This window comes from Pelomonas margarita (assembly GCF_043555875.1).
Taxonomy (GTDB): domain Bacteria; phylum Pseudomonadota; class Gammaproteobacteria; order Burkholderiales; family Burkholderiaceae_C; genus Pelomonas; species Pelomonas margarita.
Map to the genome: position 1 here is coordinate 133,230 of NZ_JBIGHW010000012.1, position 15,516 is coordinate 148,745.

Annotated in this window: 12 protein-coding genes and 1 pseudogene; 2 read left to right on the top strand and 11 right to left on the bottom strand. The window is 66.9% G+C overall.

Going from position 1 to position 15,516, the window contains the following annotated elements:
* Position 1: 1 nt before the first annotated feature.
* A complete protein-coding gene (gene cas1c, locus ACG0Z3_RS19055; RefSeq protein ID WP_394400388.1) occupies positions 2–1,051 on the bottom strand; it encodes a type I-C CRISPR-associated endonuclease Cas1c in 1,050 nt (349 codons plus the stop codon).
* An 89-nt stretch (positions 1,052–1,140) separates the two neighbouring features.
* Positions 1,141–1,797, bottom strand: coding sequence for a CRISPR-associated protein Cas4 (gene cas4 / locus ACG0Z3_RS19060; protein ID WP_394400390.1), 657 nt, complete (start codon positions 1,795–1,797; stop codon positions 1,141–1,143).
* Positions 1,798–1,860: 63 nt separating this feature from the next.
* On the opposite strand from cas4, the gene ACG0Z3_RS19065 reads away from it, so the two are divergent.
* Both ACG0Z3_RS19065 and ACG0Z3_RS19070 read left to right on the top strand, forming a co-directional pair.
* Entirely contained in the window at positions 1,861–2,112 is a 252-nt protein-coding gene (locus ACG0Z3_RS19065; protein WP_394400393.1) for an addiction module protein, read from the top strand.
* 20 nt (positions 2,113–2,132) lie between these two features.
* Entirely contained in the window at positions 2,133–2,435 is a 303-nt protein-coding gene (locus ACG0Z3_RS19070; protein WP_394400395.1) for a type II toxin-antitoxin system RelE/ParE family toxin, read from the top strand.
* A gap of 3 nt (positions 2,436–2,438) precedes the next feature.
* Here the strand turns inward: ACG0Z3_RS19070 and cas7c are convergent, their stop codons facing one another.
* From cas7c to ACG0Z3_RS19115, 9 genes and pseudogenes are all read right to left on the bottom strand, one after another.
* On the bottom strand, positions 2,439–3,281 hold the full coding sequence (gene cas7c, locus ACG0Z3_RS19075) for a type I-C CRISPR-associated protein Cas7/Csd2 (RefSeq protein WP_394400397.1): 843 nt from the start codon (positions 3,279–3,281) through the stop codon (positions 2,439–2,441).
* An 18-nt stretch (positions 3,282–3,299) separates the two neighbouring features.
* Positions 3,300–5,165, bottom strand: coding sequence for a type I-C CRISPR-associated protein Cas8c/Csd1 (cas8c, locus tag ACG0Z3_RS19080; RefSeq protein ID WP_394400399.1), 1,866 nt, complete (start codon positions 5,163–5,165; stop codon positions 3,300–3,302).
* Positions 5,162–5,932, bottom strand: coding sequence for a type I-C CRISPR-associated protein Cas5c (cas5c, locus tag ACG0Z3_RS19085; protein ID WP_394400401.1), 771 nt, complete (start codon positions 5,930–5,932; stop codon positions 5,162–5,164). Before cas5c ends, cas8c begins: the two co-directional genes overlap by 4 nt.
* Positions 5,925–8,444, bottom strand: coding sequence for a CRISPR-associated endonuclease Cas3'' (locus ACG0Z3_RS19090; protein ID WP_394400403.1), 2,520 nt, complete (start codon positions 8,442–8,444; stop codon positions 5,925–5,927). The genes cas5c and ACG0Z3_RS19090 overlap by 8 nt, the downstream gene beginning before the upstream one ends.
* A 95-nt stretch (positions 8,445–8,539) precedes the next feature.
* Positions 8,540–11,911 carry an error-prone DNA polymerase gene (locus ACG0Z3_RS19095; RefSeq protein ID WP_394400405.1) on the bottom strand — a complete coding sequence of 1,124 codons (3,372 nt, stop codon included), beginning with the start codon at positions 11,909–11,911 and terminating at the stop codon, positions 8,540–8,542.
* On the bottom strand, positions 11,908–13,197 hold the full coding sequence (locus tag ACG0Z3_RS19100) for a DNA polymerase Y family protein (protein ID WP_394400407.1): 1,290 nt from the start codon (positions 13,195–13,197) through the stop codon (positions 11,908–11,910). The genes ACG0Z3_RS19095 and ACG0Z3_RS19100 overlap by 4 nt, the downstream gene beginning before the upstream one ends.
* Positions 13,166–14,041 carry a translesion DNA synthesis-associated protein ImuA gene (gene imuA / locus ACG0Z3_RS19105; RefSeq protein ID WP_394400409.1) on the bottom strand — a complete coding sequence of 292 codons (876 nt, stop codon included), beginning with the start codon at positions 14,039–14,041 and terminating at the stop codon, positions 13,166–13,168. The genes ACG0Z3_RS19100 and imuA overlap by 32 nt, the downstream gene beginning before the upstream one ends.
* A 202-nt stretch (positions 14,042–14,243) precedes the next feature.
* Complete coding sequence (locus ACG0Z3_RS19110; protein WP_394400411.1) at positions 14,244–15,374, bottom strand: ROK family transcriptional regulator; 1,131 nt, start codon at positions 15,372–15,374, stop codon at positions 14,244–14,246.
* A pseudogene (locus ACG0Z3_RS19115) lies at positions 15,374–15,516 on the bottom strand (ribonuclease activity regulator RraA); the annotation flags it as partial. The pseudogene ACG0Z3_RS19115 and the gene ACG0Z3_RS19110, both read right to left, overlap by 1 nt.

Below are 15,516 nucleotides of genomic sequence, written 5' to 3' on the forward strand. Positions count from 1 at the left end.
CTCACTTGATCAAGAAGGGTACATAGCCGGCGGCTTGGCCGTCTGCGTCGGCTTCGCCGCGTACGGCGCGAGCCAGCAGCCGAGCCTGAATCAGTGGCACCAGTCCCAGTGCCACGGGCTGCGCGAGCAGAGGGTGCTGCAGCGGGTCTTGCTTGCGCTCCTGATACGCCACCAGTACGGCCTTGCGCGCATCAGGTTGCAGGCTGATGGCGCCGCCCTCCCGCGCGGCGAAGTCATCTGCCTGCATTTGCTGCCGGTTGATGAGCGTCAGCGCAAGCCGTTCGGCCTGTGGGCGGAACTCCTCCACCAAGTCCAGCGCCAACGCAGCCCGGCCCGGGCGCAGCGCATGCAGGAAGCCGACTTGCGGATCCAGCCCGACGGCCTCCAAGGCGCTGCGGCAGTCGTTCATCCACAGGCTGTAGAGAAAGGACAGCAGGGCGTTGAGCCGGTCGCGAGGTGGGCGGCGGCTGCGGCCGCCCTGCATGCTGAAGTGTTCTCGGGCGTCCGGGCGCACTAGCAGGCTCAGGCCCGCGAAGTGCTCGCGCGCGGCTTCGCCCTCAATGCCTCGCAGTTCATCCAGCGTGCCGCAGCCGGGCAGGGCACGCAGGCTGGCGGCCAGGTTCTGTGCCCGGCGCGTGAGCGCATCGGCGTCAGCGTCGTTGCGAGCCTCGCGGGCACCGCGCTGCAGCAGGCTGCGGGCATTGCGGATCTTGCCCGCCACGAAGCTGCGTGCCAGGGCGAGCGTCAGATCGCGGTCGCAACTAGCCCGATGCTGGGCCTGTCGCAGCAGCACGTTGCCGGCCATGGGGCCTTCCAACCTCGCCTGAAAGCGGCCGTTCGCGTCCAGCAGCACCAGGGCGATGCCCTGCTGGGCCAGCGTGTGCATCAGCGGCGTGGAGAGCTGGATGTGGCCGAAGCACACCACCGCGTTCAGGTGGTGCAGCGGCACGCGCAGCTTCAGTTCCTGGTTCTGCTCGATGGCCAGTGTCTGGTTCTCCAGGCGCAGATAGGTCTCGGGCGTCGTCAGGTACAGGGTGTTCAGCAGGTGCATGTCCGGCCTCAGAGCTTGTGAGTTTCTCGGCCGTGGCCGAAAGGTGCTTTGGCGTGCAAGGCGAGCATGGGTGAAAGACTCATGAGCCCTCAGATGTCGGCGTCGGGCTCGAAGAGCTGTTGACGTGCCTTGGCCAGCGCCTGGGACTGCGTGGCCTCGGGCTGGCAGCGATCCAGCAGCGAGCAAGATTTGCAGCGCTGGGCGGCGAGGTCTCCCGTCAGCGGCGGCGGCAGCTGACCTGATGCGATCTGATCGGCTACAGCGGTGCGGGTGCTGGCCACTTGTGCACGCAGTGCCTCAGTGATGGGCACCACGCGCCGGCGCTTGCTGCTGGCGTAGAAAAGGGCGCCCTCGGGCACGGTGCGGCCTGTCATGGCTTCCAGGCACAGTGCCTGGGCGGCGAGCTGGAGGTCGTCGCAGGCGGCGATGCCGGCGGACTTGTGGCGCGAGCCCTGTTTGTATTCCACGGGATAGGGGCTGCCGTCGGGCAGGAACTCCACCGCATCGGCCTTGCCGATCAGCCCGAGCCCGTCGTGCCACAGTGGCAGCGCCCGCTCGACGCGCCTGCCGCGCTCGGTCTGCAGGCCGGGCTGGTCTACCCGCGCATGCAGCGCGTTGCCGCGCAGCGTGTGCAGGTTGTCGTCGAAGGCCTGCTCGATGTGGATCAGCCCGCACTGGCGCGGGCAGTAGGCCCAGTGCTGCAGGGCGGAGAGGGGGATGGCGGCGAGGTCTTCTTCATCAGTCATGTCGCTCAATCCATGGTTAGGGCCGCGCCATAAAATCGGGCACCAAGCCAGGAGGCCGCCACCATGTCCACCGCTGTCCAACCGCTCAAAGTTGCTGCGCTGCAGCGCATCGAAGCTGAGGCCTTGCGGCTCAACCCCGATGAGCGCGCCGAGCTGGCGGAACGCCTCTGGGCCAGTGTGGAAGGCAGTGATTCACCGGACCCTGCCTGGGAGGCCGAGATCAAGCGCCGCATGCAGGAGGTCGACAGCGGCGCTGTGCACTGCCGCCCCTGGGACGAAGTGATGACCGAACTGCGAGCCAAGCACCAAGGCTGAGGGCTGGGGCGCAAGGCGCGATGCGGTCGCTGACCGTCCACCCAGCGGCAGGCCAGGAGTTGGATGAGGCCTTGACCTGGTGCCGCGAGCGTTTCGGCAGAAGGATTTCGGATCGCCTGCTGCTGCAGTTTGATCGCGCGGCAACGCTGCTGAGAACGCACCCCGAGATCGGCTCCGCCGACGCGTCCGGCGCCCGCAAGCTGCCGCTGCCCCGGTTTCCGTACTCCGTGGTCTACCGCATCGAAGCCGATGGCGAGCGCATCGTGGTGCTGGCTTTGCATCATCAGCGGCGCAGGGCGGGGTATTGGGTGGGGCGGCGGTAGCTGTCAGAAGCCGTTGATGACTTCTGGTGCCAATCCGTCGAGATCGGTGAAGCTGATGGTGCCGTCAGCCGCGACATTCAGCGAGCCGTGAACCTTGGCCGACGAGTACTGCCCCGATTTGCAGTTGTGCTGCCACCAGACGACGGTCAGCACTTCCATGCTGCCATCGGGGCGGGCTGAAGAGGCGTCGTTCTCGAACAGTCGTGGCAGGACAGCCTTGATCGCTGTTGCGTCGTAATCGTTGAAGCCGGTGCGCTCGGCCAGCTGCGGGTTGATGCTGCCGTAGGTGACGTAGACCCCGCTGTCAACGCGGTGCTTCATGCCCATGGTGTCGGCGCCACGCTTGGTGCCGTCGCCCTCGCCGCTGACGCTCTTGGTGATTTGCGTGCTGGTGATGGAGACGGCCTCTTTGCTGAAGGCGGACTGGATGGTCACGGGGCCACGAATCGGGATGGACACGCCGCCGGCATCGGCACCGCTCGCGAAGGCGAACACCTGACCGAACGCACGGACGTCAAACCACTTGGCGCAGGCCAACTTGGCGGTGGCGTCCTTGTTGGCGGTCTTCTTGAAGGCGTCTTTGCCAATCCCGTTCGTCGCTGACTCGGCGCGATTGCGCAGGCTGGTTTCGCCATCCAGCTTACGGTCGTCGGACTGCACGAAGATGGTTTTCCCCGCCTCCTGCAAGCGGTCGCGCAGCTTGCGTTTAAGGCAAACGTCGGTGATCTCACCGAGGCCACCGTAGTCTGTGCGCGGACGGTTGCCGTTGAGCGGGTCGCCGTTCGGATTGGCGTTCTTGACGCGCAGGACAACGGCGAAGTCGATCTTGTGTTGCAGAGTGCTCATTTGAATCTCCCTGGTGGCTCAGTTGGTGGTGGTTTCAGCGGCGGCATCCGAGGCTGGGTCGGAAGGCGGGCGCAAGGCTTGGCGCTGGCAGTGGTAGCCGAGCAGGAACTCGCCGCTGAGCGGCGTGTCCTTCAGAAATTCCTCTGGCTTGAACAGGCAGGTGACTTCGTCGAGCAAGGTCTCTTTCTTGTGCAGTGGCCCAGGGCGCGTCGCACGCAGCCGGGCGATGTAGGGGCGCAGTGCGGGCTCGATGGTTCGCCAGGTCGACGCGGGCCTGTCGGCGAAGCGCTGCATCAGCCGGGCTGCGGTCGTGTCTCGGCTCTTCTCGCCGGCGGCGTAGAGCGCGTAGCTCTCGATGTCTTCCGCGATGGCCAGCAGGCGACCAAACAGGTAGTCGCGACTGGTTCGCTCTTGCTCCAATGCCATGTGATAACTCCCTTCGGTGAATGAACCCTTGAACAGTGCGCAGGCGATGCCCAGGCACTTCTCCCACGCTTGGCTATCTATCCCGGCACGGTTTGATGCACGGCGCACCGTCGACCGCAGCAGATCTGCCGGCAGCGGCCGTCCGTCAACGATGCATGGCAGCAGGCGCTCGACAGTCGCGTTGCGCAGCTTCTCATCCACGACCATGCGCTTCTTGTCCGTTTGCCAGCGCCCGTGCGCTGCCTCTGCGATGTCTCGTGGCGCTGGCGCTCCGGTGAACTTGCAGTCGTCGGCGTAGTCCTGACGCCAAGCGAAATGTTGGTGCCAGGCTTCAATGCGTGCGAGGAACTCTGACCCCTTCAGCTCCCGGTAGAACGTGATCGCCGTGCGGCCCGAAGTGGCCGAGTCCAACCCGATGACGATGACTTCATCTCTAGGATTGAGCTTGGCGCAGTAGCCGGCGATTGCTCTTTTTAGGCGTAGTGCGAAAGCTTGGCCGGTATTGCCGTCGCCACCGTCAAAAGTCCAGTCAACAGCCTCGCCGCTGAATGACTCAAAGGTTGATAGAAACGGGTCGGGTATGGGCTTTCCTGCAGGCTCCCAAGCGACAAAGACCTGATCGCCATTGCGATGCCCCTGTCTTTCGATCAGCCAACGTAGCGCGCTATGCGCTTTTTGGGTTACGTCAAATCCAACGCTGCAGACCTGCTTCTCGTAGCTGGAATCGGTGTCTGTGAACCGTCCTCGAAATGTGTAGCCGTTGAAATCATTGGTGGAGATCAATTTCCCGCCGTCGCTTGAATGGCGAATGAATCGGGGATGGTTTTGGCTGAGTCGCTGGGGCCTTCCGGTGACCATGCAGAACCCAGTGCGCATGTTTTGCGAGGCATCGAAGCGTTGCCAGGCGTCGATCAGGCTCTCGTCATCCCAAGTTCCTGACGACTCGATTCCCGGAATCTCCACGCTCCAGCGAACAAAGACCTTCTCGTCGGGTACTTTTGTTCTCTGTCCTTTGCCGTTCTCAGTGAATGCTGGCAAGTGCAGGTTCTTCGACAGGTCGTTCCAAAGCCGCCCCTGCTTGACGTAGGCGTGTATGGCCTTCAGCTTGATGCTGGATGGCGTCGATGAGACCCATTCACCTAGAAAATCTGTGTACTGAGAGAACCTCAACGGATCAGCACCTGGCAAGTCAGCTGCGCAATAGCCGAGTTCTTCGCATAGCGGATGTGGCGCGTCACCGGCAGTGCGCCCAGCTGACTTTTCTGTCGCCGGAATCAACGTCAGAGATTCACTTCGTTCCAAATTCCTGGCACGAAGGAAGTTTCCGATCTGATCCAACGTCACCTCAACATGAGCCCGCTTCTTGATGTGGGACGGAGGCCATGGCCTCTCGGCCAGCGCGCTTGAAGAAGGTGAGCAAGCTTCGTAGGTCAGATAAAGCTTTTCAATCCAGCTCATTCATTCACCCCCATGGCCGCAGCCTCCTTGTCAACGTGTCGCAGGTCTTGATGCAACTGGAAGGGCTTGACCGTCATGGCCCGCACAAACTTACGCTCAGTGCAGTCCTGGGGGCGAGGGAAGCGAATGACGCCATTGACCATGGTCGGCCGCCAGAAGCGGGCGTGCAGCTTGCCATCGCCGGTTTCGTCGGGGTAGTCAAAACCGTGGAACATCAGGCCGAAAGCCAGTTCTCCGGCGTCGTCAAGTTCTCCCTTGCCAGATCCGAACTCGCACGCTTCCACGTAACCCTGGCAGTCGCGGGTGCCCAAAAAGATGTCTTGCCGACCGCCTCGCTCAACCATGCGGCGGGCAATCGCGCTGTGTTTGGCTTCGATGCGGTCTTCTCGCAGTTCAGGGCGGTGCTCGTTCCACTCGAAATGCGCCCGCACTTGGTACTCCACGTTGGCCAGGAAGGTGTAGGTGGCAAGGTCGTTCCAGGGTGTTTGCTTCTTTTTCGTTTCGTCCCGCTCGCTTGGATAAACCCCGCTCATGTTGATCGGCTTCATACCCTTGGTCTGCGTGCGAATGCGCTTCATCACCCGCACCTCGTCGATCACCCAGATCAGCGTCGGCTTCCAGTAGATGGACTTGGCCACACCCTTCAGGGCTTCGTAGGTCGGGACGTGATACGAGCACTTCTCGCCACCCACCTTTGTGAGCGGGTCAGTGAACAGGGCGTGGCGCCCTCGGACCATGAACTCGATGCTGTTGCGGGGTTTAGACATTCATGAACTCCAGCGGGGAAACGGGTTCTGTCGCGAGGCCGAAAAGGTCGCTGTAGTAGCGGCCATCAAGGCAGAGGATGCGGGTGTCCGGCTTGACTTCGTGCAACGCCTGGGCGTCCTGCAGCTTGCGCAGCACATGTGGAAAGACGTTGACGCTGTACTGTTGAGCGGTTCGCAGCAAGTCGATGTCCAGCTCGACGTCGAAGGCGGCGTGCAGGTCGCTCACCAACTTCTTTCCGGCCTCGCCGAAGGGGACGATGACGGCCTGTGTGGGGGAGTCGATGGCCTTGAAGGCCTTGGCGGCAGTCATGAAGGCTTGCCGGAAGCAGATAGGCGGTGCCGCTTCATGGTTCTTCTGGTACTCGCCGACGGCGCCAGTATTGCCGGCCAGAAGATTGAGCATGGTGTCGGTCTGGGCAATCTCGCCCGCGGGCACCGTGTAGGCCATGTCCTTTGCCCGCTCGAAGAAGTAGTAACGGTAGTAGGAGCTCAAGGCCTGGGGGCCGATCAGGTTGTTGCTGAACCGGGTTGGGTCGTGCTTGAACTCGTCGAGCACGCGCAAGGTTTTCTCCCGTCCGATGAGGATGTCGGGCAGCTTGTCCAGGTTCTCCGTCTGCGGGTTGACGAGATGAACGATGCCGGGCTCGGGGCGCCCGTTGCGGTTGCATCGGCCGGCCGCTTGGGCGATGGAGTCCAAGCCAGCCAGGAAGCGGATCACGGTGCCGAAGTCCACATCCACACCGGCCTCGATGAGCTGGGTGCTCACGCAGAGCGTGGGCAGATTGGCAGCCAGGCGTTCGCGCAGATTTCCAAGCTCCTGCTTGCGGTGCGCCGGGCACATGTCGGTGCTGAGGTGGGCCGTGATGCCAACTGCCGTGTCTGCTGCGCACAGTTCGAACACGCGGCGTGCCGACGCCTTGGTATTGACGACGACCAGGCAGCTACCACTGCGCTCCATCTCGTTGATGGCAAGAGCGGCGATTTCTTGATCGGTCCAGCCACCAGGTTTTCGCCGGTCTTGAACGTCAACGCGTTTGAGGTCTTCGAACAACTGGTTGACATCCCGCATCAGCTCGGGCGTCTCGTGCAGACGGACGGCTCCCTTCGTGGCGTCCACCCTGTCCAGCAGGGGTTGCGTTGCCGTGCACAGGACAACCGTGGCGTTGCAGTGTGAAGCCAGGAAGTTGATGGCGTTGTTGAACAGGTGAACGCACCGGATGGGCACGGTCTGGATCTCGTCGAAGATCAGTACCGAGCGGGCGAGCTGGTGCATGCGGCGGGCGCCGCGAGTGCCCGCGCCGAACAGTGCTTCGAGAAACTGAACCATCGTGGTGTAGACCACGGGCGCGTCCCAGTTCTCGGACAAGACCTTCTCGCGCCAGGTCTGCTGCTCGGGCGTCAGGCTGCCGTGATGCTCCAGCACGATGCGGCCCCGGTCTTGGGGCGCATCCTCAGGTTCCAGGACTTTGCGAACCACCTCCGCGTTCTGATCAATGATCGACGTGAAGGGGATGACGTAGACGATGCGGTCCAGGTCGCGCTGCTGGGCATGGTGAAGTGCAAAGCGCAGGCTGGCCAGGGTCTTGCCACCGCCTGTCGGCACGGTCAGCGTGTAGATGCCGGCGGGGCGATTCGCAGCTTGCAAGCATTGCGCGGAAATGTCTTGCCGCAGGTGGTCGATGGCGCGGGTGGGGGGCAGCGCTGCCAGATAGCCGTCGAGGCGCCGGGTCAGGGTCAGCCAGTCGGCATAGCGACCTTGAGGTCGAAAGCGCTCGACCTTCGGATGCTCGAAGTTGGCTGTGTCGATGCGGTCTGCATCGATCAGGCAGCTGAAGATGAAGCGCACCAGCAAGCCGAACTGCTGCTGAGCGACCTGACGGCTTCCGCTTTGCTGGTGGCTGTTGCTGCTGACAATTCCGGTCCATAGCTCGTTGACCCGAGAGACAAATTTCCGTTCGTCCAGGAGCGTTTGACAGCGCTCCAGTAGCTTCGTATCGGCCACCTCCAGGACTTCGTCCAGATGGGTGCTGGCATGAGCCTTCTGCATGCGGCGATTGAAGATGTCTTCACCAAAACTATCTGGCTTGGCGCCTATGCAGTCGATCAGACCGGAGTGGTGGGATGCAATGCACAGCGCGAGGATTTGGCCGGCGATCTGCTCCTGTCGTGAGCCCTGGCGTAGTGCATGCCATGCAAACTGGGCGCCAGCCGTTGAATGATCGACCTTGCCTTTCAGGCTTTTGGCATCGACCCAGTCTTCGTCTTCATCCTGGTTCAGCGCGCCGATGGCTGACTTCAGATAGACCTGGAAGGCTTGGCTGTACTTGCCCAAGTCGTGCAGCAGTCCCAGCAGCTCTCCCATGTCCTGCAGGCCCAATTTGCCAGCCAAGATTGCTGCAATGGCGCCGACGCCTGTGAGGTGCGCTGGCAAAGATTGCCACGCGTCGTCATTGACGCGGTGATGAGCGACGAAAGGAGGCTTGCAGCCCGGGGTGCCGATACCGATTTCCATCCCTGAACCTTGGTTGGTTTTGTGTCGCCAGCTTAGGCGGGTGGTAGCTCACCAGAAGAGCCAGCCCCGGAGTTTTTGTCAGTGCTTTCCCTGTGTTAGCGGAAATCCCGGCTCTCCGTCGGCAACCTCCCCAGCCACGGATTGAGGTTCCTGAACCCCTGCGCCAGCAGGTGCCGTACGTCGCCATCCCCACGCTGCCAGACGCCTTCCACCGCCAGCAGCCGCGCGCCGAGGATGGTGCTGCGGTGTTCCTCGTAGACCTGGGGCCACACGATGACCTGCACGTTGCCGGTCTCGTCTTCCAGCGTGACGAACAGCGTGCCCTTGGCGGTCTGCGGTTTCTGGCGGCCGGTGACGATGCCGCAGGCCTTGGCGCGGCGGCCGCTCTTGATGGCGTCGAGCTGTTTCGCCGACAGCAGGCCCTGCCTGGACAGGCGCGGCCGCAGCAGCGCCAGCGGGTGGCGGCGCAGTGTGAGGCCGGTGGCGGCGTAGTCCCACAGCACCTCCTCGCCCTCGGCGGCCTCGGGCAGCGCGAGCTCGTCCTCGGGCAGCAGGCTGCCTTGCAATAACGCCGGCATCGAGTGCAGCGCCGAGGCCTGCCAGACCTGCTGGCGGCGGTGGCCGGCCAGGCTGGTGAGCGCGTCGGCGGCGGCAAGGTGCTGCATGTCGGCCTGCGTGAGGTGGGCGCGGTGAGCCAGGTCTTGTGGGTGGATGAAGGGGCTTTGCACATGAGCCGCTGCGATGCGCAGGGCCGCCTCCTTGCCCAGGCCGCTGACGAGGCGCAGGCCCAGGCGCACCGCGGGCTGGTGCTCGCCGTCGCGCAGTTCCAGCGTGCTGTCGTGACGGCTGTGGTTCACGTCGATGGGCCGCACCTCGACCTGGTGCCGGCGTGCGTCCTGCACCAGCTGGCTGGGCGTGTAGAAGCCCAGCGGCTGGGAGTTCAGCAGCGCGCACAGGAAGGCCGCGGGCTCGTGGCATTTGAGCCAGGAGCTGACATAGGTCAGCAGCGCGAAGCTGGCAGCATGGCTTTCGGGAAAGCCGTAGCTGGAGAAGCCCTTGATCTGGTCGAAGATGCGCTTGGCAAAGTCGTCGGTGTAGCCCCGCGCGCGCATGCCGTCGACGACCTTGTCGTAGTACTTTTCCAGCACACCCGGGCGCTTCCAGGCAGCCATCGCGCGGCGCAGTTCGTCGGCCTCGCCGGCGGAGAAGCCCGCCGCGATCATGGCGACCTGCATGACCTGCTCCTGGAAGATGGGCACGCCGCGAGTGCGCCAGAGGGCTTCCTTCAGCGCTTCGCTGGGGTACTCCACCTGGTCCTCCGGCAGCGCCCGGTTCTTCAGGTAGGGATGCACCATGCCGCCTTCGATAGGCCCGGGCCGCACGATGGCGACTTCGACGACCAGGTCGTAGTAGGTGCGCGGCTGCAGCCGCGGCAGCATGGACATCTGCGCGCGGCTCTCGATCTGGAACACGCCGACGGTGTCGGCCTTGCAGATCATGTCGTAGGTGGCCGTGTCGTTGTCGGGGATGGTCAGGTCGATGGCCGTGCCGCGCAGCGGGTTGACGAGGTCGAAGCATTTCTTGATGGCAGTGAGCATGCCCAGCGCCAGCACGTCGACCTTCATCAGCTTCAGCTCGTCGATGTCGTCCTTGTCCCACTCGATGACGCTGCGGTCCTTCATCGACGCGTTCTCGATGGGCACGAGGCGCTCCAGCACGCCTGCCGTCAGCACGAAGCCGCCGACGTGCTGGCTCAGGTGGCGCGGCAGGCCGTTGAGCTGGCGCGCCAGCGTGATGAGCTGCTGCAGGCGCGGGTCGTCCTCATGTAGTCCCAGCAGCCCCAGTTGCTGAAGCAGCGCGACGCGGTGGTCCTCCGGCAGCACCTGGCCGGGCCAGCCGCTGTGGTCCTTGCTCATGATCTCCAGCTGCGCTTCGCTGAAGCCCAGTGCCTTGCCGACGTCGCGGATCGCGCTCTTGGGGCGGTAGCAGATGACGACGGCGGTCAGCGCGGCGCGGTCGCGGCCGTACTTGTCGTAGAGGTGCTGAATGACCTCTTCGCGGCGCTCGTGCTCGAAGTCGACGTCGATGTCCGGCGGCTCGTTGCGTTCGCGGCTGATGAAGCGCTCGAACAGCAGCGTCGAGCGATCCGGGTCCACCGACGTGACGTGCAGGCAGTAGCAGACGATGCTGTTGGCGGCCGAGCCGCGCCCCTGGCAGAGGATCCCGATGCCGCGCGCGAAGGCGACGACGTCGGCGACGGTCAGGAAGTAGTGTTCGTAGCCGAGGTCTTCGATCAGTGCCAGCTCATGCTCGATGCGGGCTCGCCATTTGTCGGGCGTGCCTTGAGGCCAGCGTTTGCGGGCGCCCTCGTCGGTGAGGTGGCGCAAGTGCTGGCGCGGCGTCACGCCGGCAGGCACCACCTCGCTCGGGTACTGGTAGCGGATCTGGTTGAGGCTGAACGTGCACCGCGCCGCGACGTGCAGCGTCTCGGCCATCAGCGCCGACGGGCACAGCTGCGCCAGCCGGGTGCGGCTGCGCAGATGCCGCTCGGCGTTGGGCTGCAGGTCGAACCCGCAGTCGGCCACCGTGCGGCCCAGCCGCGTGGCGGTCATCACGTCCTGCAGCGCCTTGCGCGAGCGCACGTGGAAGTGCACGTCGCCGGCGGCGACGAGCGGCAGCGCGGTGGCGTCGGACAGCGCCTGCAGCCGCTGCAGCCACAGGGCGTCGCTGGCCTCGCGCAGCAGCTCCACGGCCAGCCACGCGCGGCCGGCAAAGTGGCGCAGCACCCAGTGCGCCGGCGTCATCAGTTCGGCGTCGCTGGCCTCGCGCGGCAGCACGAGCAGGGCCAGGCAGTCGGCCAGCTTCTCGGGCGCGAGCTGGCGAAAGTAGAGCGTGTACTCGCCCTTGACCGGGCTGGCGCGCCGCAGCCGCGTGATGAACTGGCTGAGGTTGCCGTAGCCGTTGAGGTTCTGCGCGATCAGCACGAGCTTGAAGCGCGGCGTGCCGGTGTCGTCGCGGACGAGGAACTCGCTGCCGATCAGCAGCTTCATGAGCTGCGGCTGCTCGATGGTGTCGACCGGTTCGCCGGCCTCGTTGGCGGTCTCTTTCAGTGCGTGGTGCGCCGCCTCGCGCATTTCGCGCAGCTGCTTGTGCGCGCGCACGACGCCGGCCAGCGAGCATTCGTCGGTGATGGCCAGCGCCTCGTAGCCTTGCGTGACGGCGCGCTCCACCAGCTCGGCCGGCTCGGACGCGCCGCGCAGGAAGCTGAACGCCGTCAGGCAGTGCAGCTCGGCGTAGCGCGGCAGCTCGCGAGGAGGCGGCTCGCCGGGCCGGGCGGGTGGGCGCGGCGCGGCCGAGGCGTCGAACGCCTGCGCGTCGGCCACGCGGCGCATGTCGGCGTCCGACGCAAAGCCGAGCCGGCGCAGCTCGTACAAGTGCTCGTCGCGGTCGGACTGCGGCGGACTCATGCAAACACCCCGTGCAGGAACCAGCCCGACGCGTCGGACTCGGTGGCCGACAGCCGCTCGTGATAGACCCACAGCAGCCCGCGCGCCGCGCTGCGGTAGACGTAGTAGTCGCGCGTCTGCAGCTGGCCCGGGCCTTCCCACCAGCCGGCCTCGATGCGGTGCGGCCCGCTGATGCGTGCCAGCGCACCGGCGTAGACGGGCTGCTCCCGCGCATCGCAGCGCAGCGGCAGCGGCGGCTCCACCAGCCAGGTGGGCTGCGGCCCGGGCGGCGGGCGCACGGGCGGCGACGCGGGCGCGGGCCAGGGCTGCCAGCGCTGCATGCGGTCCAGCCGGTGGTCTTCGTGCAGCCGGCCTTCGCAGACACGGCCGGCACCCAGACGCACCGACAGCCGCTCCAGCAGCGCGTGCGTCGTCGCGCGCTCGGCCGGGTCGGACGGGCCGGGCAGCAGGCTGTGGCTGCCTTCCTGCAGCGGTAGCAGCGTGTCGGCGCTGAGCGTGATCTCGCCGGCCGGTGCGGCCAGCGTCGTGCGGGCCAGGTGCTCGCCCAGCAGCCGGGTCAGCCGCGCCAGGTCGCGCGTGGTGTCGGCGGTGGCCACGGTCAGCTCGCCGCTGCCGGCCACGTCCCGGGCGCGCATCGCGTCGTGCTGCCAGGCCAGTCGCAGCGTGCGCACGCCGGCATGGTGAGCGGCCAGGAAGGTGCAGAGCTGGCGCAGCAGCGTCTCGGCAAAGCTCAGCAGCACGGGCGCGTGCTCCACGCGCCAGGGCAGCTCCAGCCTCGCGGCGAAGCGGTCGGGCAGCGCCAGCCAGTCATGTGCTTCGGGCAGGTCGCCGTAGGCCTGGTCCAGCGCCACCAGTAACGCGGGGCCGAAGCGCCTGGCCAGCGCCGGGCGCGGCAGCCGGCGCAGCTGGCCCAGCTGCGTGCAGCCCAGCCGGGTCAGCATCGCGTGGTGGGCGTGCGCGGCCGTGAGGGCGGCCAGCGGCAGGGCGTCCAGCCGGTCGGCGAGCCGGCCCTGGCGGGGGGCGCCGGGGCTGCGTGCCAATGCCAACGCTGCCAGCGCGGTGGGCGCCCAGGCCATCGCGCCCAGCGCCAGGCCGGCCTGCGCGGCGTCGGCCTGCAGCCGCAACCGCAGCGCACGGGCGCCGCGGAACAGCCGCAGGCTGGCCGACACCTCGGCCACCACCGCCTCCTCCAGCTGGGCAACGCGGGGCGTGAAGCTCAGCGCTAGCCAGGCGAGGGCGTCGGTGTCCGTTGCATCAGGCGTGCAGCACAGCGCGAGCCAGCGCATCGGCGCGCTCCAGCGGCGGAGACGCCGGCGCGGAGGCAGGCGAAGGTGCAGGTGCCGGTGCTGGCTGAGGCTTGCGCCGGGCGGCCGTCAGCAGCGGCTCCACCGCGCCGGGCACGGCGGGCAGCGTCAGCCAGCCCTCGTGCGCCGGCCCGCGGCGCTTGAGCAGGTGCACGTCCAGCGCCCAGCCGTCGCCTGGTTGCACGACGAGGCGCAGCGGTGCGGCCGAGGACTGCTGGCCCGCACGCTCCGGCCGCACGAGGAAGGCGGGCGCGTCGGAGCTCAGCGCGCTGATCTGCAGCCGCCGGATCTGCTCCGGCCGCGCCTCGGGCAGCCAGGCCAGCACGGCCACGCGCGACTTGATGGCCTGCTCCGCGGCCCACAGCGCTTCAGCCGGCGCGGTGGCATCCACCCAGATCAGCGCCGACGGCGGCAGCCCCAGCGCCTGCAGGCCGGGCAGGTGCGGCGCGTGTGGCGGGTTGATGAGCAGCAGCGAGCGCAGCGCCGGGGCCGCCGTGTGCCGGCGGCGGCCTGTGGTGGCGGGCAGCGCCTGGGTGTTCCACCAGCGCTGCAGCGCCGGCGCCAGCAGACGCCACTCCAGCACGCCGAATTGCGGCGTCAGCAATTCGGTGACGGCGCGCAGCGGCCAGCCGCTGCCGGGCAGTTCGGCGTCCAGCGCGGCAAAGCCGCTGGACAGCGTGGGCGTGGCGGTGGTGCCCAGGCTGCTGCCGCGCCACAGCCGGGCTGCCAGGTGCGCTTCCAGCAGGGGCTGGCCCGGCGGTCGCGTCAGCCGGGGATGGGCTGGCGAGAGCGGGGTGGCGGCGGTGAGGGTGGGGGCGGGCAGCATGGCCGGGCGAGCGAAAACAGCGACGACAGGGGACGAAATCGGAGCCTGGATAAGACCACAATACTGTATTTATATCCAGTATTTTCCGCTGTCGATCTTGGTCGACCGCTCGCACTGCCGCCCGGGGGCGCCACCCGCGAGCCGGGTGCATCTGCCGCCGGACCCGCCAGCGCGGTGGAGCAACGCCCGGCGGCGCAGCCGCCTAGGCCAGCGTCGGTTGCGTGAGCCGGTAGCCGGCCAGCGCGGCGGCGCCGGCGGCGATGGCGTCCGCGCCGAAGCGGGCCACGCGCAGCGTGGGCTCGGGCAGGCCGGCGGCCTGCGCGTACTCGGCCAGCGTGTCGCGCACCGGTGTCAGCAGGGCCTCACCCAGCGCCATGGCCGGTCCGCCGAGCACGATGCAGCCTGGGTCGTAGGCGGCCGAGAGGTTCTGCAGCAGCACGCCGAGGTACTGGCCGGCCTGGGCCACGGCCGCTGGTTCGGGCGGCGTGCCGGGCTGTAGCAGCGCGCGGCTGCCGATCAGCGCCTCCGCGCAGCCGCGCCGGCCGCAGGAGCAGCGCGGTCCGTCCACCTGCAGCACCATGTGGCCCACCTCGCCGGCCAGGCCGCGCACGCCAGTCAGCAGGCGCCCGCCGACGACGAGGCCGGCACCCACGCCTTCGCCCACCAGCACCAGCAGCAGCGGGTCGGCCTGCGGCGTTGGGTTGAACTCGGTCTCGCCGAGCGCGGCCACGTCGGCGTCGTTCTGCAGGAAGACCGGCGCGCCGGCCAGCGGCGTGCCGAGCAGCGCCTGCCGCAGCAGCGCCCCGAAGGGCACGTGATGCCAGTTCACATGCGGGGCGAAGACGAGCTGGTCGCGCGCCTGGTCCACGCCGCCGGGCAGGCCGACGCCGATGCCGATGATGCGCTGCGTCGCCTGGCACAGGCGGGTGGTGGCCAGCAGTGTGCGTGTCACCACCTGGATGCAGGCGTCGACGTCCTGGCCGGTGTCGTACTGAGCGTTCTGCGCGGCCAGCACCTCGCCGGTCAGCGAGGTCAGCACCACGCGCACATGGCCGATGCCGACCTGCGTGCCCAGCAGCAGCAGCCGTGTGGGGTCGATGAACAGCGGTGTGGGGCGGCGCCCGATGTCGCCGGTGACGAGCACCTCGCGCTCCAGCAGCCAGCCCTCGTCCAGGAGCTCGCGCACCAGCGCGCTGACGGTGGACTTGGTCAGGCCCAGGGCGGCTGTCAGCTCCACGCGCGACTGGCCGGGTTGCACCCGCAGCTGGCGAATGATGGCCATGCGGTTGCCATGCTTGAGCTGGGCCTGACCGCTGGCGGAGTTCACCAGCATCAGCGGCCCTTGCTGGCTCGCCAAGCGGCGAACAGGTCGGCGACGTCGGCGTCGGTGGGCGGGTACAGCCCCAGCACGCTGCGTCCGGCGAGGACTTGTTCCTGCACGAAGTCCTCGAAAGCGGTCATCTCGACAGCCTCGT